Genomic DNA, 19,601 nt, shown 5'->3' on the forward strand with positions numbered 1-19,601 from the left:
GGGCGACCGTCAACCCTGTAAACTGTCGTATTTTCGGTCGATCAGTTCAGCGACTAACCCCGTCCAGCCGGTTTGATGGCTAGCGCCCACTCCCCGCCCATTATCGCCGTCGAAATATTCATAGAAGAGAACGTAGTCCCGGAAGTGCGGGTCCTGATACTTCGGATGCTGTCCGAAGGTAACCCGTTGTCCCGATTCGTTCAGGGTGAATAAAGAGATAAGTCGGCAAGTCAGTTCGCAGGCCACCGCTTTTAGCGTAATCTGCTTTCCTGAACCAATCGGGTACTCGACGGTGAAATCGTCGCCGAAGTAGTCATAGAAACGTTCGATGGACTCAATCATAAGGTAGTTCAAGGGCATCCAGACTGGTCCGCGCCAGTTGCTGTTTCCACCGAACATGGCGCTGTCGCTCTCGGCGGGCGTGTACGCTAACCGGAAGGTCGTGTCGTCAAGCGTAAACTCGTACGGCTGATCGCGATATACTTTCGACACCGCCCGAACGCCGTGCGGACTCAGGAATTCCGTTTCGTCGAGGATCTTGCTGAGTAGCGATTTCAGTCGAAATCCCCTCAACAAACTCAGCAGCCGTTTTTCTTCTTTTCCAGCTTCGGTATAGCGTGAAACCTGACTGTACAGATCGGGTCGATGGCTTTGAAACCACTCCATCCGCTTCCGAAAGCCGGGACGTTGTTGTAGTAGTTCGTCGCTTAAAATTTCAACCGCAAACATGGGAATCAACCCAACCATCGTTCGAACGCGCAGCCGCTTTACGTTACCGTCAGACATTCGAAGCTGATCGTAAAAGAAGCCGTCCTGTTCGTCCCAAAGACCCTGACTGTTCTCGCCGATGCTGGTCATAGCTCCGGCTATGTATAGAAAATGGTCGAAGAATTTCGTAGCCAGTTCATCATAGACGGGGTCGTGCTGCGCCAGTTCGAGCGCAATTCGCATCATATTAAGCGCGTACATCGCCATCCAGCTCGTACCGTCGGCCTGTTCAAGATGGCTACCATCGGGCAGTATGGCATTGCGGTCAAACACGCCAATGTTATCAAGGCCCAAAAAGCCTCCCTCGAAGATATTATTTCCCGATTCGTCTTTTCGGTTTACCCACCACGTAAAGTTGAGCAACAGCTTATGAAAAATGCCCCGTAAAAACCGAATGTCTTCTTCGCCCGGCGGTTTACGCTCCAGCTCCATGCGGTAAATACGCCACGACGCCCAGGCATGAACCGGTGGATTCACGTCGCTAAACGACCATTCGTAGGCGGGTAGCTGCCCGTTCGGGTGCATAAACCACTCGTTGGTCAACAACATGAGTTGCTGCTTGGCAAAACCCGGATCAATAACGGCAAACGTAACGCAATGAAACGCCCAATCCCAGGCCGCGTACCACGGATACTCCCATTTGTCGGGCATCGAAATAACACCCGCATTGATCAGTTGCAACCAGGTGTGGTTCCGGCCTTTGGCTCGCTCCGGTGGTGGTGGCGGACTGTTGGGATCGCCAGATAGCCAGCGCGACACGTCGTAATAGTAATACTGCTTGCTCCAGAGCATACCGGCAAACGCCTGACGTTGTACCAGCTTTTCGTCGTCCGTTGCCTGAGCGGGGTGAATGCTGGCGTAAAACGCATCGGCTTCGGCCTTGCATTGTGCGCTTATCGCATCGAAATCCGCGAAGGGATCGCTCAAGCCGGTCGATTCCAGCCGGAGCCGAATGGTTGTTGAGCCTCCGGCCTCCACCGTAATTACGTAATGCGCGGCTGCTTTAGTACCCGTTTTTTCCGGATTGACGGTATCCGCGCCGTACACAACATGATCGTTAATGCCGTCTTTCGGATAGCGGGCTCCGTTGTGCGTGTTGTACAGCCGGACCAGGTTAGATTCGTTCTCGCAGAACAGCCAGTCCGGCTGGCCTTCCGCGTGGCATACATACCGACCTAGCTGCACCTGCTGGGCCAACACGGTTCCATCCGATTGAAGACTTAACTGCGGCTGTTGGCTTGGCACCCCATCGGAGTCGTCCCCCCAGACCCACGTATTTCGAAACCAAAGCGTGGGGAATACGTGCAATTGAGCCGTTTCGGGCCCTCGGTTGACTACCGTAATCGTCATTAGTATATCCTGCGGTCCGGCTTTCGCGTACTCAATGAACACATCGAAGTAGCGATCTTCATCGAACAGTCCGGTATCAAGCAACTCAAATTCGGGATCCTGCCGCGTCCGACGCCGGTTTTCAGCGATTAGCTGCGTATACGGGTAGGCAGCCTGCGGATATTTGTACAGCATCCGCTGGTAGGAATGCGAGGGCGTATTGTCGAGATAATAGTACAACTCCTTCACATCTTCGCCATGATTGCCCTCGCCGTTGGTCAGGCCAAAATAGCGTTCCTTGATAATCGGGTCGCTGCCGTTCCAGAGTGCCAGGGCCAGGCAAAGCTGTTGTTTATCATCGCAGAATCCCCCGATACCGTCTTCGCCCCAGCGGTAAGTGTAGCTACGCGCCATGTCGTGGGTTGTGTAATTCCACGCATCGCCGTTCGCACTATAATCTTCGCGGACAGTTCCCCACTGGCGGTCAGATACGTAGGGGCCCCACTGCCGCCAGGCGGGGTCTTGTAAGCGTTGTTGTTCGGTGGTCAATTGCTACGGTAGTAATGGTCTAATGATGCCTGACTGTTGACGCAGGATGCATGAGGGAAGCAGCATGCATCGGAAATCATGCTTCCCTCATGCATCCTGCGTCGCACTTATTCTCAGCCTCCTGTCGCGAACGGTTCGATTACGGTCATGCCACCATCAATAAAGATACTGGCACCCGTAATATAATCCGACAAATCGGAGGCCAGAAACACAGCGAGGTTACCAACATCCTGCGGTTGACCGATACGGTTGTACGGAATCAATGACATAAGGCTGTTCAGCGCCTGTGGTGTTTCCCAGGCTGCACGGTTGATCGGTGTCTGAATAGCACCAGGGCAAATGCTGTTGACGCGGATCTGACGATCACCGTACTCCTGCGCCAGCGACTGCATCAGCATTTTAATGGCCCCTTTCGAAGCGGCATAATTAATGTGTCCGGCCCAGGGAATCACTTCGTGTACTGAACTCATGCAAATAATCTTTCCGGTGGCGAGGGAAACCTCCGGGCGTGGTCCCCGACGTAGAAACTCACGGATGGCTGCGCGCGCGCACAAGAACTGACCCGTCAGGTTAACACTGATGACCGTATTCCACTGCTCCAGCGTCATTTCGTCGAATTTCGCGTCGCGTTGTAGCCCCGCGTTATTGACCAGAATATCAACGGTTCCGTACTGAGCGACGACATCAGCAAACAGTTGGGTAACTTCTTCTTCCTTACTGACATCACATTGGATAACAGTACCGGCTCCACCAGCATCCGTAATTTCTTTCAGCACAGCCTCGGCTTCATCCTTACTTTTTGCTGACGAGTGGTTGACGATAACCGTAGCACCGGCCTTAGCCAGTGCTTTAGCGACACCCGCACCAATTCCACTACTGGACCCGGTAATAATGGCGATTTGCCCTTTAAGAACATTATCCATGAAGAACATAAATTAATATAGTCAGTACAATTAAAAAGCTGGCTTACGGATCATGCGTACGGCGGCTTACATCTTTGTTAGCGATTATTCCCTATTTTAGAGACGTTTCGCTAACGAATTGTATCCCTCCTCATTTTAACTACCCATGTACACAACCAAACGCGTCCCTTTCCACATTGTTTTTCCGTTCACCTGGCGAGCCGTCCTGCTTTTCTTAGGTTATTCCACGATTATCTGTCTGTTGTATTCCCTGGCGGGCTGGACTTTTCTGGCGATTCCATTCGTTCCGGTGGCTACTATTGGCACCGCCGTCGCTTTTTACGTTGGCTTTAAAAACAACTCATCGTATGATCGGTTATGGGAAGCCCGGCGAATTTGGGGGAGTATTACCAACGCCAGCCGGTCGTGGGGCATTATGGTGCTCGACTACATATCTTCGGCCCAACCAAACGATTTGCTGGAAAAAGCTGAGCTAAAGACTACGCGAGAAAAACTCATTTACCGGCATTTGGCTTATATAACGGCCCTGCGGGTGCAGCTTCGGCAAAAACCCGTTTGGGAGTTGCATCATAACCCCGCCCACGACATTATCGAACGGATTGAGTCTTTCCGGCAATGTAGTTTAGATAAGGAACTGAGCCGTTTTCTGTCAGACACCGAGGTTGAAGCGCTGATCAAACACCCGAACCCGGCTACTTATTTGCTCCGGCAGCAATCCGCCGACCTACGGCGACTGCGTGAAGACAACCAACTTTCGGAATACTATCACGTCGATCTGGAACGGATGCTCGTTGAGTTTTACAACCAGCAGGGCGCTTGCGAACGGATCAAATCGTTTCCCTTCCCCCGTCAGTACGCTTATTTCAGCTTTATTTTCACTTGGTTGTTTATTGCCGTTCTCCCGTACGGGTTGCTTACCGAGATGGCAAAAGTGAGTGGCTGGCACATCTGGCTGACCGTTCCTTTTTTTACGGTTATAGCCTGGATATTCAATACGATGGAAATTGTCGGTGATACCAGCGAAAACCCGTTCGAAAATAGCATCAACGATATACCGATGACGGCCATTTGCCGCAATATTGAAATTGACTTGCGTGATATGCTGGGCGAAACGGAGCTACCCAAACGAGTGCAGGCAATCGATAACATTCTTATGTAACACGGGCGAACGACAAAAGTCGCTGCTTATCGAGGTAGGCCGTTTTACCTTTTATTCCGGCGGATGAAACCAACAATTGGTTTCATCCGCCGGCTTTTTTTATCCGAAAACTTATCTGACTCCCTCGGCTGTCCGATGGGTCATTTTACTAGAATTGTATTTTAAGGGTGTAAATTTTTCTCAAAAAATCAGATTGTCCTAAAATTTAAAATTATTAGAAAAATGCAAATTATACGTCATTTATAGGGACTTGTTGTATTTTTTCAATAAACAGCCCACAATACCTATATTCGATTGTCTTTTTACATGAACTTTTCCTAAAACGCTGACAATCAAGCCTACTCCTATTGCATTAAATAGCCTTTGCCGCACACCTTTGTCACGGTAAAACAAAATTTCAAACCAAATGAAACAGTTCCGTTTATCAATTGCTGTACTACTTTCAGTATGGGGTCTGGCAGGCATGGGAGATGCCAAAGCCGACAATGGTGCAGGAGCGAATGGGGTGAAAATTGAGAAGTCCGAACAAAAGAAAGTACGCGTTTATACACCGACAACAGCACCGGTTGAAGTGGCTATTATCGATGCCGACGGCAACCTGCTCTATCGGGGCCTGATTTCAAAAAAACAAAAAGGAGCAACCTCCTTCAACCTCAACAGCCTGCCCGACGGTCAGTACTTCCTGACGGCTGGTAACAATGCGTGGTGGTTGTCACAGGGACTTACGATCAAGGGCAATGCACTAAGCATTGACGAACGTAACCTACAGCAGGTGATGGAGCCAACAGTGGCGGCTTACGAGAAAAACAAATTCGAAGTAAATCTGCCCGCGAAAAATGTAGAGGAAGCCAATGTGGCTATCTACGATTCGCAGAACATGCTGGTTCAAACCGACTCGTTCAAAGGCTCGGTTCGCCGGTTCGATCTGTCGGCCCTTCCCGATGGTGCGTACACATTCGTCGTTGGCCCAACGCAGAAGCAGTTTTCGACGCGCGTTGCGATTAAACACTAATTGGTAACCCCACTGGTAGGCTAGCCTCCGGGAAGGCCCTGACAATCCTTCCCATCTCAAGCAATCCGGTTTTTCGGACAAACCCGATTGCACACCCATTCTCCAGGCCCGTGACAAACCAATGTCACGGGCTTTTTTGTCTCGTACACGTTAGGTTCCTAATTCGCGAAGCCGAAGGATAGACAGCTCCTTCATTTTGGATTCGAAAACAATGTCCACCTCTTTACCGTATGTATTGACGGGCGAATAAAGCCAGTCGGCGTGGGCTTCGCGTCGGGCTTTGGGATCTTCGCGTTCCTGCCGCGAATCGGAATAATGAAACACTGGTCTTACATCCCACGTCGCATAGGCCGTCATAAACGCTTCTTCTTCGGTTTGGAAACCGGGATTAAGCGAGTGGTGAAAATAATCGAAGACGATAGGCGTTCCGACTTGTTCGTAAACCTGAACCAGATCGACAACTGTGTACAGACTTGGGCGGTCATCGTTCTCGACGGTCAGGCGGGCGCGGAGATTTTCGGACAACAGGCTGAAATTCTTCGCAAACCGGGCTAATGTACTGGCTTTGTCGCCGTAGGTACCACCCGCGTGGATGTTGATTTTGTTCCAGTGCGACGGTTTCAAGCCCATCAGGTCAAACACTTCCGACTGGTATTCCAGATCCTTGATCGTGTTGTCGAGCACTTTTCCCTGTCCGGCAAGGTGATTGAATGGACCCGGATGCACCGTCAGACGAATAGGCCGACTACCGATTTCTTCGAGTGTTTCCCGGATGTCCGGAAAATCGGGCAGTTCAGAGATCTTGTACTCGGACGCCCATGGAAACAGATCCGACGTAACCCGAAACAAGCGAAAGCCGTGTTCGAGATTCCAGTCCACGACCTTCAATAAATCCTGCACATTTTTCAGGGCCAGCTCCGAAGCATAGGCAGTCCCGCGCTCGGTGAATGTCTTTTTGATCATTCCCCGGGTGGTCGTCACTTTGTCGGCCTGAAGGCTCAAATTGATGCAGGCATAGCCAACATTGGAAGGTGATAAATTCATAGTCCTTAAACCAGAATACCCCCCGTGCGGTTTGCTATTGTGACCGTTCGTTCAAAACTTAGCTCGTTATGGTGCCAATCGCCGGGCAAGGTTTTAACTTACCCCATCAGCGTAGCCGATTTGTATGAAACAATTTTATCTGTACTTACTGGTAGTTCCGTTTCTATGGCTAAGCAGTTGCGTTTCTCTTAAAACCGTTAACACGTTTAGCAAGGCGGCAGTTGTCAGCTTACAGCAACACAAAACCCTACCGATAACCTTTACGACTCTTTACCAGCAACGCGTGCAGGACGATTCGCTCGACCGACATCCCTTTAAAAAAATTCCTTTGATCGGAATTGATTTTACCGAACGTGTCCGCTACGACTCGCTACGTTCTTACCAGGTTGCAGACAGTCTGCTCCGCAACGGCAATCAATTGCTAATTGATTATTTCCAGTCGATAGCGGCTTTTTCCGACCCAAGTGGCTCATTCGTTCCCGTTCGGCTCAAGTCGGCCAGTTTTGATAGCTTTTTGCAGAATTCGGCCATCAAACTGACGTCCGCCGAAACGGCCTCGTTTAATCGCATCGCCAACTTACTAGGCTCTTCGGCTACCGGTGCTTACCGCCGTCGAAAACTGGTTGATCTACTAGAAAACAGTCATACCGACGTTCAGAAGATGCTGGCTGTACTGGCTTTTTCGTACGAGCGACTGGCTGAAGTAACAGACATTAGCCGGGAGCAGCAGTACGGACATTACAAAACCGTTCTCATCCAGGATCCGACGCTGACGTATTTGCAAAAACGCACCCTCGCTCAGCAATGGTTACTGACAGCGGGCGACATGGCGAAAAAGCGACAGGCCATACACGTACACGTGAAAACGCTCAGGACAGTCAGCGCGGGCTTCGATGACCTATATCAACAGCGTCAACAATGGAAAACGAAAGCGTTTTTTGCCAGCGTTAGCGCCTACTTAACCACCCTGCAACAGCTTCAGTCCGATCTGGAGCAACTTACCCCTGTCTATGGAAGACTTCACCCTTGATCAAATCGTCAGCATTGCAAACGGTTACCGGACGGTAGCCCGCGCCCTGAACGAATTTCAGGTGATGCACTGGTCTGAATTTACCTACGAGCAACAGCTCGATCTGAATGCGTATCAGAATAGCCTGCTCAACCGTGCCCAGGATTTACAGACGCTGGCGGTGCGCCCGGCTTTTAGCCAGGTCAGCGAAACAGCCGCAGCCATCCGCCAGGCAACCGATGAGGCCAAAGCGGGACTTCGACGCATTCGCAACGTAACAATAGCGCTCAACATTGGCGCGATCACCGTTGCGCTGGCCGCTTATGTAGCCCGCGCCAATGGCAAAGGCATTCAATCGGCACTTCGCGAACTAGCGGATTTGTTAGCGCTGGATAATGAGGAACCGGTCTGAGATCCGGGTGTATTAATAGTAAACGGCTCCCCCGTTGACTGGCGTTCTGCCTGATCAGCGGGGGAGCCGTTCATACGTCTGATTCTACCTACAGAATTAAGCCAGATGGCGATTTCACGCCGACTAGTTCAACTTCAAAAATCAGGTCCTGACCAGCCAGCGGGTGATTCGCGTCGAGCGTTACGCTGGTATCAGTCAAATCGCGAACAATCACCGGGATGGGCCGGGGGTTACCATCTTCGTGCATATTGAGCGTCGATCCTACTTCCAGCGGAATATCAGCCGGAATGTCCGAGCGGTTCAAGGTAAAGATCATTTCTTCATTTGCTGGACCATAAGCGTCTTCCACCGGAATGTTGATGGTTTTCTTTTCGCCTTGCTGCATCCCAGCTACGCCTTCGTCAAAGCCTTTGATGACCTGACCACTACCAACCGTAAATTCCAGCGGGGTACGTCCCTGCGATGAATCGAATACGGTTCCGTCGGTTAGAGTGCCGGTGTAATGCACCTGAACGGTATCGCCGGATTTTGCTTGTGCCATAACTACACTACTGTTTAGTGAATACTTCGCCAAAAGTACAGAACCTATTTGAAAGGTTCTGTAGCAATTATTTATTCAAAAGATGACAATCTTCATTCACCTTTTCGGGTTGCTTCTTATCTATTCAGAAACATCGTCCCCCGTTTCTGATGAACTACAAATACGTTTGGTTGTTTGCAACTATCTGTACAACGCTGATTAGCCGTTCAATAAATGCCCAGCTTCCCCGCTCCCTCCACCCCAACATTACCATTGAGAAACTGATGAATACGCAGGTCAGAGGGGTGCGGCTGGCGTACGACGCAACCACTCAGACTATGTTTTACAATGCCTTTACCGGCGACATTTTTCGCATTGAGCAACCCACCGGCGGTCAGGCGTACGACGTACCGATTGGTTCGTGGCTTGATCACGGCATCAATTATTTACAGGGCATGGCGTTTGCCAATGGGGTTATGATACTGGCCGGAAACTTCAAACAATCCGGACAACAAGGGTACGGGCTGGTTGTCAAAGGCATCCGGCAGTCGAATGGAAGCTGGCGTTGGGAACGCATCATGCAAACCGACCCCTACCCGTCTTCGGCAACATTGTACGACCATGCCTTTAGCGCCGTATGCGTTACACCCAATAAAGATTCTGTGTACATCAGCAGCGGCTCCCGAACCGATCACGGCGAAATTGAAGATACCGATGGCTTATACCCCAATACCCGCGAGGTCCCGTTGACGGCAACGATTTTCAAATTACCCATAAACCCAGCGTCAACGATTCATCTGCCGAATGAGGTAAACGCGCTCAACCAGTCGGGGTACGTGTTTTGTCAGGGCGTACGCAACGAGTTCGATCTGGCACTCGACGCGCAGGGACGATTATTCGGCGTCGAAAACTCCGGCGACCGGGATGACCCGGAGGAAATGAACTGGCTGCGGAAAGGGCATCATTACGGTTTTCCGTGGGAAATGGGCGGCAATCAGACACCCCAGCAGTTTCCCGGCTATAATCCAAGTCAGGACAAATTGCTGCCCGCTTCGCTATCGCCCGATCAACAGCAGAAATTTTATAACGACCCGACTTTCCCTACCCGCCCCGCCGGGCTTGTCGTAACGCAACCCATCCGCAATGTAGGTCCTGATGCCAATTTTGCGCGCGATCCGAACACAGGGCAAGTGGTCAAAGCCAATTCGCTCAGTACCTTCACGTCCCATCGCTCCCCGCTGGGTTTAATCTTTGACACCGACAATAGTTTGGCGGATTTTACGGGCGATGCGTTTACCCTGAGCTACTCAGCCGGTGGCGGAGTACGGGGCGGCTATTTGTTTGCGGAAGAACCCGGCGAAGACTTGCTGCATATTCGACTTCAATACGATCCAGCAACAGACAATTACACCGCCCAGACCACCAAAATCGCCGATAATTTCATAGCCCCGACCGACGCCGAGCGGATAGGCAACATTTTCTACGTGATCGAAGAAGGCAGACAGGCCATCTGGAAATTAACGTTTAAACCTCGGCCTACTGCCCTGGCGGATTTAAGCTTGTCCTTGAAAGCATCGGATCTGGTAGCAACCATCAATCAACCGCTTACGCTCACCCTGACGGTTCAGAACGACGGCCCGTCACAGGCAGAGCAGATTCAACTCGAAAACCGATTGCCGCCCAGCATGATATACGCAGGGGGAGCGTTGACTAACACCAACAACGTGTTGACAAAGACGATCGCTTCGCTGAGTAAGGGTCAATCGGTAAACCTAGTGTACCAACTGATACCGTTGCAGTCGGGCGTCTTTCAGAACGATGCGCAACTCCTTGCCAGTAACACGCCCGACCCTGATTCGGAACCCGGCAGTGGTACCGCCGACGGGCAGGATGACGCAGCGCGAGTCGTGGTCCGAACGCGCGACGCGGGTTCCGCTGTCTTTGTCTCGCCGAATCCGAACCAGCGACCGCTTCCGGCAGTAACTTCCAATCAGCCCTCGCCCGATCCGACAAAAGCTGACCTGAGTCTGCAATTAATCGCCAGCAACTTAGCCCCCACCGTCGGTGATCTTGTTTCTTTTACGGTACTGGTCTCTAACGCGGGTGGTCAACCGGTTTCGTCCGTAACGGTTGGGCATACATTACCGGCGCAAATGACCTTCGAAACAGGTACGGGATGGACAGCAAATGGATTGACGCTAACAAACCAGATAGGTAGTATTACAGCCGGAGGACAAGCCGTAGCGACCTTTGTAGCCCGCGTGACGAGTAGTGGTCAATTGCTCAATCAAGCCCAGATAACGCAGGCTACCCAGGCTGACCCGGACTCTACACCCAACAATGGGTATACCAACGGCGAAGACGATACAGCCCGCATCGAGCTTAGGGTTCGCTAGCGATTCCAGACCGTGATCAATTCGAGAAACTCGTGCTGGATAGACTGCGTCCGGTCCTCGTTGTACCACCGCTGAAGACGTTCGGCCAATTCGGGGAATGGCATTTTGTCCCGCCATTCCAGAAACAAGGTCTGAAGAGCCGCCGGACGTGGTCCCCACGAACCCAGCTCCGTCAAATCGGAAGCCCGTACACAAACAAGTTTCGGAATCGACTTACCACCGTTGGTCAGGTAGGCGTTCATCAACTCAGGGTTCTTATCGCGCAGCAAAAACCGGATCGATACGTTGGGCGATTGTTCTGCCATTTGGTGCAGCACCGGGATTGATTGGGCCGCGTCGCCACACCAAGACTCAGTAAGAACAAGCCAAATCCATAGTTCCGAAACCGATTCCAGCGCCGTCTTTAACGTAGCATTCAGGCTGGTTAGCTTATCCAACCGGCTCATCCTGTGCAGGTTTAACTTCGCATACCCTAAAATTTAGGGAGTGTTGTAAGAAGGTGCCTCGGAGGTTGTACGGCCCTGCGCCAGCAATTCGGTTGACAGGGTAACGTATTGATCGTACGTAAGCGCCGATGCGATCAACTCCGGCGTAACCACAGAAGAAGGTAGTGTCATAGGTATACCAGTTAGTAGCAATTCTGCAACATCAGCTTGCGTCTCTTTCGTTCGCCTGTCTGCCAGCAGCACAGGCCGCTTGATGAATTAAGTAGTTCCTTCTTGCATATATCGTTTTCTTATGTATACATTTACAACTGTAAGACCAGTTTTATTTTTCGATTATCATGGATGCACCAAGCAACGAATTTCTTCGTGGCACGCTCAAAACAATTGTCCTGAAACTTTTGGCTGAACAATCGCCATCGGGTCGGGCCAGAATGTACGGTTATGAAATTACCCAGGCCGTTAAAGAGCGAACCAAAGGCGAAATAACGCTGTCGTTTGGCGCCTTATACCCCGTATTGCACAAACTAGAGCAGGAAGGTTTATTGATCACAGAAAGCGAAGAGGTGGAAGGGCGACTCCGGAAATACTATTCGCTTACACCAACCGGTACCAAAGCCGCCGAACAAAAAGTCTCTGATTTTGAACGGTTCATGGAAGCCATGCGCGCCCTGCTGCATCCACCAGTCAGTTTGGCCACCGGACACTAATTACGCCTAAATCAACTCAACCGATAAGTAATCGATCCAGTGCCATGGAAAAACTCAGCCCGCAACAACTGGCCACGTTGCATCATCACCTGATCCATAGTGGTTCTACCAACGTTCTGATTGACGAATTGCTCGACCACCTGGCCTGCGAGGTGGAGTACTATATGTGGATTGGTTTATCGTTTGATGCGGCTCTGAAAGCCGTTCTGGAACAGGCGAACAATAAGGCGGTTCAGCATTTACAGTCTGCCTACAAAGTGGAGCTGGCCATGACTGAAGAACAACTCCGGCAAGCGAGTCTGGATGATATCGTGTTTGAATTTCGCAACAAGTCGTACGGGGCCTACGATCTTCGGCAGGCTTATCGCATCAATCTGCGCAACGCGTTTATCATGACCATTGGCCTGTGCCTGATGCTGATGGCTATGATGGATGGGATTAGCCGCCGGACGTGGTCTTACCTTAGTCCTTGGGGCGTTGCGTGGCTGATCGGTTTAAGCAGCGTTACGTTCGTAGTCATTAGCTGGTATCTGCAATCGACCCGCCAACAGCCGACGTCTGTATCCCGGACCTTTATCGATCACGCCTGAAACAGCGTATATACATCCCGGTTATATCCAAGAAGAAATGACCAGTAAGCTAGTCCGTTGTTCATGTGTTGTGTAACGGACTAGCTTACTGGTCATACTAGTCAATATTAGTAGGCGCGGGCAAAAACCACGCGGCCTTTGGAGGGCTTACCAGAATACACATCGACGCCTTCTTCGGGCTCCTGATCGAACGGAATACAGCGAATGGTAGCTTTCGTAGCTTCCTTGATTGCTTCCTCGGTTTCGGACGTGCCATCCCAGTGAGCCAGCAGAAAACCACCTTTTTCGAGCTGCTCCTGGAATTGATCGAAGGTATCGACCTTAAACGTATTTTCTTCCCGGAACTTGAACGCTTTGTTGTAAATCGACTGCTGAATGTCGTCAAGCAACGCCTGAATTCGTTCGGTCAAGCCCTCGAAAGGTACCGTTTCTTTTGTTTTCAAATCGCGACGTGCCATCTCGATGGTGCCGTTTTCCAGATCACGACCACCCATCGCCAGCCGAACCGGAACACCCCGTAGTTCGTATTCGGCAAATTTCCAGCCGGGCTTGTTCGCATCCGAATCGTCGTATTTAACCGAGATCCCCGCTTTCCGCAATTCCTGCACCAACGGTTTTAGCTTGGCCGAAAGCAGTTCGAGTTGTTCTTCGCTCCGGTAGATCGGTACGATAACGACTTGAATAGGAGCCAGTTTTGGCGGTAGTACCAGACCATCGTCGTCGGAGTGAGCCATGATCAGCGCACCCATCAACCGCGTCGAAACGCCCCACGATGTTCCCCAGACGTAATCCAGCTGGTTTTGCTTATTCAGGAACTGAACGTCAAAGGCTTTCGCGAAATTCTGCCCCAGGAAGTGCGACGTTCCCGCCTGAAGCGCTTTTCCGTCCTGCATCATGGCTTCGATGCATAACGTATCGTCGGCCCCGGCAAAACGTTCGTTCGCCGTTTTGGCTCCCCGAACGACGGGCAGCGCCATCCACTCCTCCGCAAACTGCGCGTACACGTCAAGCATCTGACGCGTTTCCGCTTCGGCTTCCTCCTTGGTCGCGTGCGCGGTATGGCCCTCCTGCCAAAGGAATTCGGCGGTACGCAGAAAAATCCGCGTCCGCATTTCCCAGCGTACTACGTTGGCCCATTGGTTTACCAGCAGTGGCAGATCGCGGTACGATTGAATCCAGTTTTTGTACGTACTCCAGATTACCGTCTCGGAAGTCGGACGAACGATCAGTTCTTCTTCGAGTTTCGCTTCCGGATCGACCGTAACTCCTGAACCGTCCTCCGCGTTTTTAAGCCGGTAATGCGTCACGACGGCGCATTCTTTGGCAAATCCTTCGACGTGTGAGGCTTCTTTACTCAGGTACGATTTCGGAATAAATAACGGGAAATAAGCATTCGAGTGGCCGGTTTCCTTGAACATATCGTCCAGCGCCCGCTGCATCTTTTCCCAAATCGAAAAACCGTACGGCTTGATGACCATACAGCCACGAACGGCTGAATTTTCGGCTAGATCGGCCTTTCTGACTAACTCATTATACCACTCGGAGTAGTTCTCACTACGGGACGGAATTGCTTTTGCCATGATACGCTAAAGAAAAAAAGATGACCAGATGACGACCCCAGAAATTAACACGCTGATTACTAGTGTATTGAAACACAGATATGCTTGTTTATCTGGCTGAACCGCAACTTTTTACATCTTTTTTTCCAACATGATTAAACCTTGATGAATAAAATGGAATCTAATATATTGAAAAGTTGCAAAGATAGGTTTTTGCTCTATTTTTGTAATCAATCGTGTCAAACCTTTGTTATAGGTTAAAGTGGCACTTGGTATGAGCCTTTACTACTATTAATTCCCTGGCCAAATGATAAAGCAACGCATGTATCGATACTTGACGCTGGCCGCGCTGATGGGATTTTGGAGCTGTTCTTCGATGGAACAGACCGCTCGGAATACTGGCGAATCGGATGACTTGTATGGCAACTCGGGCGACGCCCCTGTTTACGCCGACAATTCCTCGGATGCCTCGTCAGTGGCTCCGCTAACTCCTCGTCAGCAACGGCAACAACAGCGTGCACTCCGTAACGCCAACCCTGACTACAACGATGAACAGCAGGGTTACAACAGTAATACCGACGAGTACTATTCGGAGTTGAGTACTCGTAAAATTAATCGGGGTATTTCAGCCGATCCAGGTTGGGGTGATGCTACGACAAATAGCTACAACTCTGGTTTCGTCAATGGGTATAATGCCGCTTCGACCTCGGCTTACAGCTGGAACCGCTGGGGTTTCAACAACACAGGCTTTTACAGTGGTCTGGGTTTAGGAATGGGGATGGGCATGGGTGCCTTTAACATGGGCTTCGGTAGTCCGTTCTATTCACCCTTCTACGGTAACTCGTTTGCATATAGCCCGTTTGGTTACGGATACTCACCCTTTGGCTACGGCGGTGGCTTTTATGATTCATTCTACAGCCCTTATGCATACGGTTATGGTGGTGGATTTTACAATTCGTTCTACTCACCGTTTGGGTACGGCGGTTACTATGGCGGCTATCTCGCGGTGGTTGTAACGGGTGCCGATCCGTACCGGGCTAACCGGAATTACGTGCGTAGCTCGGGTCGTTCGGCTGGAAACTATGCGTCTGGTTTTGTTAACGCTCCTCGCACATACACGCCAAACGGCGGTCGCAGCAGCTACGATGGTGGTACGGCCAGTTCGTCAAACCGGTCTAACGATAGCCGCTACTACGCTCGGCCAAGCAACAACAACAGCCGGGGTACGTATTACTACGACAACAACTCGAGCAACGGTCGGACAGGAAACAACGCAGCTACCCCTGCGGCTCCTTCCTACAACAGCAACAACGAATATTACGCTCGGCCACGGACAAACAGCCGGGGTAGCTATACACCATCCGACGCTAGCGGAGGCCGGGGCAGCTATCAGCAGCCTTCGTACCAAAGCCAGAGCCGGGGTAGCTACCAACAGCCTTCGTATCAAAGTCAGAGCCGGGGCACCTATCAGCAGCAGCAGCCGAGTTTCCAGCAGTCCCAGCCTAGCTACAGCGCTCCCAGCCGTGGCTTTAGCGCCCCTAGCTCAGGCGGTGGAGGATTCTCCGGTGGTGGCGGTGGTGGTCGCTCAGGTGGCGGTGGACGCGGTCCGCGCTAGTTAAGCGTACATTTTTCTAGATTTTGAAACCCGCTGATAGACAATCGGCGGGTTTTTTCGTTGTTATTATGGCTAATTAAACCACCATTTTTTCATTAATCAGGTTAAACGTTTTACAGCAATGCCACTCTAACACCAAAGTGCCATTCGCTGGTTTAATCGCTTACGCATATGAACACAAAGTTTTTCTTATCAGCCTTTTTTCTGGGTTGCACCGGGTTGGCGTTTGGGCAAGGCCCTGCTGCTGACTACGCTGATGACGCTTTCCGCTTTTCTGATTTTTCTCAAAGCGGTACGGCTCGTTTTCGGGCGTTGGGTGGCAACCACACAGCCCTGGGTGGTGATGCCAGTAACTTATCTGGCAATCCGGCGGGTCTGGCTTTCTACAACCGTTCCGAACTGAGTATAAGCCCTTCGTTTAACCTGGTGAACAATCAGAACTCGTTCCTGGGTGGCCAGACAAACAGCAATGGTGGTAAGCTGAACATCGGGCAGTTAGGCGTTATTCTGGCGGGGAGTTCGAACAATTCACGGCGCTGGCGTCGGACGGCTTTCGGAATCGGCTATTCGCAGTCTACTAATTTTTACGACAAAATAGACGCGCGGGGTATCAACCGAAACACAGGCTCGTCACTTGCTCAAACCTATGCAAACAATGCGACGGCGGGCAACTACAGCGAAGCCGAATTAAGTGATGATTACGACCCAGCGTCGAACACGGTTAGCTTCACCGAAGCAGGCGCTTACGGGCTTTTCCTGATAAACCCTACTAATCTGGGCGCAAATGGATCGGGACCGCCATACACGGCACTGGGTCGTGACGCCACGAGGGCGAAAGATCAGCGCGCTACCTTGAATCGTTCCGGGACGCATTCGCAGTGGTCGCTTTCCTACGCGGGTAACCTGGATGATAAGCTGTACATCGGTGGTTCGATTGCCTTGACCCGTCTTCGTTATTCATCGGAGTACATCTTTCTGGAGACGCCGGTCAACGGGGTGGATATTGCTAATTACAGCCAGACGAATCGGTTCGACGTAACAGGTAATGGGTTCACCGCGACGCTGGGTTTGATTTACAAGATCATTCCTGATTTGCAGATTGGCGCAACAATAATGACTCCAACGTTCAGCAGCGCACGTGAAGTGTTTTCGCAATCGCTGGCGGTTAACCTGGCGCCGGGCTCGGCTATATCCCTGAGAAGACCTAATCAAGTTAATGTCACATCCCCTTACGACAACTTTGATTATTCGCTGCAAACCCCCTTGCGCGCATCGGGTGGTGCCACGTACTTTATTGGCAAGGGAAAGATTGGCTTCATAACAGCATCGGCGGAATACGTTGGCTACGGTGGTTTACGGGTTAGAACATCCTATTTTAACAGCCAGCAGGACAACACGGATTTTAAAAATGATGTACGGCAGGTCGTTCAAAGCAGCTACCAGAATGTTCTGAACCTGCGGGCGGGTGCCGAAATCCGGGCAGGTTTACTTCGGCTACGCGCAGGCGTCGGTTATTTACCCAGCGCTTATAAACTTGATCTGGATCGGGTGGCCAGAGCTGACCGGGATAAACTACTGCTGTCAGCGGGTTTGGGTGTCCGGAATGATCGTTTCTTCGCCGACCTGTCCGGTTCGTATCTGACCTACAATACAGGTTTCACGACTTACCAATTGTCCAATAGCGCTGACACGCCTACGGTGGCGACCAGCAATCGCAACACAAACGTTATGCTTTCGTTTGGCGTATTCTTTTAATAGAGAAAGCGTACAATAAAAAAGCGGTCCAGATCGAAGTTTTGATCTGGACCGCTTTTTTGTTGTTTGTCTTACATCCACATCCCAATACGCCGAAGTACCTCTTCTTCGCTCGTCTCGCCCGAAATGACGATGCTCGCCTGACTGTAGAAAGGTAGCCGATTCGTATACCGCTGCTGCAAGGTGTTGAACAGATCCGGATCGCTTGGATTATTGAGCGGTCGGTCATCGGCAGCATGAGCCAGAATTCGCTTGACCAGGATGTTTACGGGTACATCCAGAAAAACCGATATTCCCGTTGCGTTGATGTACGCCATGTTTTCGTGAAAGCAGGGCATACCACCACCCGTAGAAACAACCGCACTGTCGCCGGGACGGATGGTTCGTAAAATGCGCCGTTCGGCTTCGCGAAAGTATTCTTCACCCGACTGGGCAAAGATTTCGGGAATAGAGCGCCCTTCATCGCGGACGATCTGCTTATCTGTATCGATAAAGCGGTAATGGAGCGCGTCTGCCACCCGCTTACCCAGCGTGCTCTTGCCCGACGAAGGCATTCCAATCAGGAAAACGTTTTTCATTCATCGAAAGAACAAACGACTGAAGGCGTAAAAGGACGCGGCAAAACGTTGTCCCTCCACGCCTTCAGTCGTTTACTCATTTTACTTTTTCAATCACTTCCGCAGCATCGGGGGTAGCGTTATAGTGCCACTTTCCGCGCACGACGCCATTCTGGAGCAACCACGTTCCCGGATTGGAGCGCATAATTGTTTTCAACACAGTAGCGTCGGCTTTGTAATACGGAACCTTATCAAGCTGAAACTCTTTGCGGAATGCTTTGATCTCGTCGTCGCTGGCAGAGGTCAATATATAGGGTGTGACGTTAGACCCCTGCAACCCCTCAACCAACGACCGAATAGCGGGTAGACTTCCTGCGTCAATATCCTTCGTGTTCTTAACGATGATAAACAGCTTGTTGCCTTCAAAGGTCTGCTGGGTAAAGTCGCCTTCATCGTTCCAGACGCGATAATCCGTAATCTTCGGCTTTGCATTTTCATTGACCAGCACCATTTCTTTGAATTTATAGCTCTGGTCCGTGGGGTACTGCTCAAACTCCGAGGTTTTCCCATCCTTTTCCATCACGTATTTGTAACGCAGTGGCTCCGAAGGCTTCATTTGGGTTGGAATGCTTTTGCCGATTGCGTACGGCAGCAAGTCCAATGGTGGCAAGAACGAAATGGCGTAGATACCCAAACCTAGCGTCAGGAATGTTGTCAGGGCCACCACCCAGCCAGTTCGGCGGGGCGTAATTCGATTCCGGTGACCGATGATAAACAGGATGAGAATCGTAAGGACAACGTCTTTTCCAAACGAAGTCCAGGGCTTTAACTTAATCGCGTCGCCGAAGCAGCCACAGTCGGTCACGCGGTTGAAGTAAGCCGAATAAAACGTCAGAAACGTAAAAAATACGATCAGAAAAAACAGTAGCCAGGTTGTTAATTTAGGCTTGTAAGACACCAGCAACGCTACCCCAAGGATGATTTCGGCGGCACAAAACAGCACCGACATCGTTAGTGTAAACGGCACCAGGGCCATAAAGAAATCGTGTAGGAACGGAACGTCCTGCGCGAAGACTTCGAAATACTCTTCGAACTTGATCTGCGTTCCAACGGGGTCGTTGAGTTTGATCAGGCCCGAAAAAATAAAGATGACACCCACCAAAACGCGAGCGATTCGGGCGGCTATCAGCATCGGTGGCGTACCGGTTTTAATTTTGGGTTGCGTGGCTGCTGTGTTCATAGTTTTTTGAC

General features: G+C 51.0%; 18 protein-coding genes. 9 read left to right on the plus strand and 9 right to left on the minus strand.

The window, feature by feature from the left end:
- Nucleotides 1-9: 9 nt before the first annotated feature.
- Nucleotides 10-2,646 carry an MGH1-like glycoside hydrolase domain-containing protein gene (locus LQ777_RS15560; protein ID WP_232558850.1) on the minus strand — a complete coding sequence of 879 codons (2,637 nt, stop codon included), beginning with the start codon at nucleotides 2,644-2,646 and terminating at the stop codon, nucleotides 10-12.
- 113 nt (nucleotides 2,647-2,759) lie between these two features.
- A complete protein-coding gene (locus LQ777_RS15565; RefSeq protein ID WP_232558851.1) occupies nucleotides 2,760-3,569 on the minus strand; it encodes a glucose 1-dehydrogenase in 810 nt (269 codons plus the stop codon).
- A gap of 145 nt (nucleotides 3,570-3,714) precedes the next feature.
- On the opposite strand from LQ777_RS15565, the gene LQ777_RS15570 reads away from it, so the two are divergent.
- Both LQ777_RS15570 and LQ777_RS15575 read left to right on the plus strand, forming a co-directional pair.
- On the plus strand, nucleotides 3,715-4,728 hold the full coding sequence (locus LQ777_RS15570; RefSeq protein WP_232558852.1) for a bestrophin family protein: 1,014 nt from the start codon (nucleotides 3,715-3,717) through the stop codon (nucleotides 4,726-4,728).
- Nucleotides 4,729-5,134: 406 nt separating this feature from the next.
- Nucleotides 5,135-5,740 carry a T9SS C-terminal target domain-containing protein gene (locus tag LQ777_RS15575; RefSeq protein ID WP_232558853.1) on the plus strand — a complete coding sequence of 202 codons (606 nt, stop codon included), beginning with the start codon at nucleotides 5,135-5,137 and terminating at the stop codon, nucleotides 5,738-5,740.
- A 150-nt stretch (nucleotides 5,741-5,890) separates the two neighbouring features.
- On the opposite strand, the gene uvsE is transcribed toward LQ777_RS15575, so the two are convergent.
- Nucleotides 5,891-6,784, minus strand: coding sequence for a UV DNA damage repair endonuclease UvsE (gene uvsE, locus LQ777_RS15580; RefSeq protein ID WP_232558854.1), 894 nt, complete (start codon nucleotides 6,782-6,784; stop codon nucleotides 5,891-5,893).
- A gap of 124 nt (nucleotides 6,785-6,908) precedes the next feature.
- On the opposite strand from uvsE, the gene LQ777_RS15585 reads away from it, so the two are divergent.
- On the plus strand, nucleotides 6,909-7,814 hold the full coding sequence (locus LQ777_RS15585) for a hypothetical protein (RefSeq protein ID WP_232558855.1): 906 nt from the start codon (nucleotides 6,909-6,911) through the stop codon (nucleotides 7,812-7,814).
- Entirely contained in the window at nucleotides 7,795-8,205 is a 411-nt protein-coding gene (locus tag LQ777_RS15590; RefSeq protein WP_232558856.1) for a hypothetical protein, read from the plus strand. The genes LQ777_RS15585 and LQ777_RS15590 overlap by 20 nt, the downstream gene beginning before the upstream one ends.
- Before the next feature lie 88 nt (nucleotides 8,206-8,293).
- On the opposite strand, the gene LQ777_RS15595 is transcribed toward LQ777_RS15590, so the two are convergent.
- Nucleotides 8,294-8,746 carry an FKBP-type peptidyl-prolyl cis-trans isomerase gene (locus LQ777_RS15595; RefSeq protein WP_232558857.1) on the minus strand — a complete coding sequence of 151 codons (453 nt, stop codon included), beginning with the start codon at nucleotides 8,744-8,746 and terminating at the stop codon, nucleotides 8,294-8,296.
- A 149-nt stretch (nucleotides 8,747-8,895) separates the two neighbouring features.
- Here LQ777_RS15595 and LQ777_RS15600 point away from each other — a divergent pair, with 149 nt between their 5' ends.
- Nucleotides 8,896-11,121: a PQQ-dependent sugar dehydrogenase gene (locus tag LQ777_RS15600; protein ID WP_232558858.1), complete on the plus strand. Its 2,226-nt coding sequence runs from the start codon at nucleotides 8,896-8,898 to the stop codon at nucleotides 11,119-11,121.
- Here the strand turns inward: LQ777_RS15600 and LQ777_RS15605 are convergent.
- Nucleotides 11,118-11,600: a thioredoxin family protein gene (locus LQ777_RS15605; RefSeq protein ID WP_255720893.1), complete on the minus strand. Its 483-nt coding sequence runs from the start codon at nucleotides 11,598-11,600 to the stop codon at nucleotides 11,118-11,120. The genes LQ777_RS15600 and LQ777_RS15605 overlap by 4 nt on opposite strands.
- Nucleotides 11,601-11,738 (minus strand): hypothetical protein, encoded by a 138-nt coding sequence (locus tag LQ777_RS15610; RefSeq protein ID WP_232558860.1) that lies wholly within the window; start codon nucleotides 11,736-11,738, stop codon nucleotides 11,601-11,603.
- A 167-nt stretch (nucleotides 11,739-11,905) separates the two neighbouring features.
- Here LQ777_RS15610 and LQ777_RS15615 point away from each other — a divergent pair, with 167 nt between their 5' ends.
- Together LQ777_RS15615 and LQ777_RS15620 are read left to right on the plus strand one after the other, a co-directional pair.
- Nucleotides 11,906-12,274 carry a PadR family transcriptional regulator gene (locus LQ777_RS15615; protein WP_232558861.1) on the plus strand — a complete coding sequence of 123 codons (369 nt, stop codon included), beginning with the start codon at nucleotides 11,906-11,908 and terminating at the stop codon, nucleotides 12,272-12,274.
- A 44-nt stretch (nucleotides 12,275-12,318) separates the two neighbouring features.
- The gene (locus tag LQ777_RS15620) at nucleotides 12,319-12,864 is read left to right on the plus strand and encodes a hypothetical protein (protein ID WP_232558862.1); all 546 of its coding nucleotides are present in this window, start codon (nucleotides 12,319-12,321) and stop codon (nucleotides 12,862-12,864) included.
- Between the two features lie 107 nt (nucleotides 12,865-12,971).
- Here LQ777_RS15620 and proS read toward each other — a convergent pair whose 3' ends face one another.
- On the minus strand, nucleotides 12,972-14,444 hold the full coding sequence (proS, locus tag LQ777_RS15625) for a proline--tRNA ligase (RefSeq protein WP_232558863.1): 1,473 nt from the start codon (nucleotides 14,442-14,444) through the stop codon (nucleotides 12,972-12,974).
- A gap of 286 nt (nucleotides 14,445-14,730) precedes the next feature.
- Between proS and LQ777_RS15630 the strand changes: the two genes are divergently transcribed.
- The gene (locus tag LQ777_RS15630; protein ID WP_232558864.1) at nucleotides 14,731-16,038 is read left to right on the plus strand and encodes a pilus assembly protein; all 1,308 of its coding nucleotides are present in this window, start codon (nucleotides 14,731-14,733) and stop codon (nucleotides 16,036-16,038) included.
- 171 nt (nucleotides 16,039-16,209) lie between these two features.
- A complete protein-coding gene (locus LQ777_RS15635) occupies nucleotides 16,210-17,793 on the plus strand; it encodes an outer membrane protein transport protein (protein ID WP_232558865.1) in 1,584 nt (527 codons plus the stop codon).
- A 71-nt stretch (nucleotides 17,794-17,864) separates the two neighbouring features.
- On the opposite strand, the gene LQ777_RS15640 is transcribed toward LQ777_RS15635, so the two are convergent.
- A complete protein-coding gene (locus tag LQ777_RS15640) occupies nucleotides 17,865-18,371 on the minus strand; it encodes a shikimate kinase (RefSeq protein ID WP_232558866.1) in 507 nt (168 codons plus the stop codon).
- A gap of 76 nt (nucleotides 18,372-18,447) precedes the next feature.
- Nucleotides 18,448-19,590, minus strand: coding sequence for a BT_3928 family protein (locus LQ777_RS15645; protein WP_232558867.1), 1,143 nt, complete (start codon nucleotides 19,588-19,590; stop codon nucleotides 18,448-18,450).
- Nucleotides 19,591-19,601 lie beyond the last annotated feature (11 nt).

It is taken from the genome of Spirosoma oryzicola, from assembly GCF_021233055.1.
Taxonomy (GTDB): Bacteria; Bacteroidota; Bacteroidia; order Cytophagales; family Spirosomataceae; genus Spirosoma; species Spirosoma oryzicola.

What these genes read in the sequence shown, in the direction of transcription:
- LQ777_RS15565 (WP_232558851.1), bottom strand. Translation starts at nt 3,569, where the DNA reads ATGGATAATGTTCTTAAAGGGCAAATCGCCATTATTACCGGGTCCAGT.
- LQ777_RS15570 (WP_232558852.1), top strand. Translation starts at nt 3,715, where the DNA reads ATGTACACAACCAAACGCGTCCCTTTCCACATTGTTTTTCCGTTCACC.
- LQ777_RS15575 (WP_232558853.1), top strand. Translation starts at nt 5,135, where the DNA reads ATGAAACAGTTCCGTTTATCAATTGCTGTACTACTTTCAGTATGGGGT.
- uvsE (WP_232558854.1), bottom strand. Translation starts at nt 6,784, where the DNA reads ATGAATTTATCACCTTCCAATGTTGGCTATGCCTGCATCAATTTGAGC.
- LQ777_RS15585 (WP_232558855.1), top strand. Translation starts at nt 6,909, where the DNA reads ATGAAACAATTTTATCTGTACTTACTGGTAGTTCCGTTTCTATGGCTA.
- LQ777_RS15590 (WP_232558856.1), top strand. Translation starts at nt 7,795, where the DNA reads ATGGAAGACTTCACCCTTGATCAAATCGTCAGCATTGCAAACGGTTAC.
- LQ777_RS15595 (WP_232558857.1), bottom strand. Translation starts at nt 8,746, where the DNA reads ATGGCACAAGCAAAATCCGGCGATACCGTTCAGGTGCATTACACCGGC.
- LQ777_RS15600 (WP_232558858.1), top strand. Translation starts at nt 8,896, where the DNA reads ATGAACTACAAATACGTTTGGTTGTTTGCAACTATCTGTACAACGCTG.
- LQ777_RS15610 (WP_232558860.1), bottom strand. Translation starts at nt 11,738, where the DNA reads ATGACACTACCTTCTTCTGTGGTTACGCCGGAGTTGATCGCATCGGCG.
- LQ777_RS15615 (WP_232558861.1), top strand. Translation starts at nt 11,906, where the DNA reads ATGGATGCACCAAGCAACGAATTTCTTCGTGGCACGCTCAAAACAATT.
- LQ777_RS15620 (WP_232558862.1), top strand. Translation starts at nt 12,319, where the DNA reads ATGGAAAAACTCAGCCCGCAACAACTGGCCACGTTGCATCATCACCTG.
- proS (WP_232558863.1), bottom strand. Translation starts at nt 14,444, where the DNA reads ATGGCAAAAGCAATTCCGTCCCGTAGTGAGAACTACTCCGAGTGGTAT.
- LQ777_RS15630 (WP_232558864.1), top strand. Translation starts at nt 14,731, where the DNA reads ATGATAAAGCAACGCATGTATCGATACTTGACGCTGGCCGCGCTGATG.
- LQ777_RS15635 (WP_232558865.1), top strand. Translation starts at nt 16,210, where the DNA reads ATGAACACAAAGTTTTTCTTATCAGCCTTTTTTCTGGGTTGCACCGGG.
- LQ777_RS15640 (WP_232558866.1), bottom strand. Translation starts at nt 18,371, where the DNA reads ATGAAAAACGTTTTCCTGATTGGAATGCCTTCGTCGGGCAAGAGCACG.
- LQ777_RS15645 (WP_232558867.1), bottom strand. Translation starts at nt 19,590, where the DNA reads ATGAACACAGCAGCCACGCAACCCAAAATTAAAACCGGTACGCCACCG.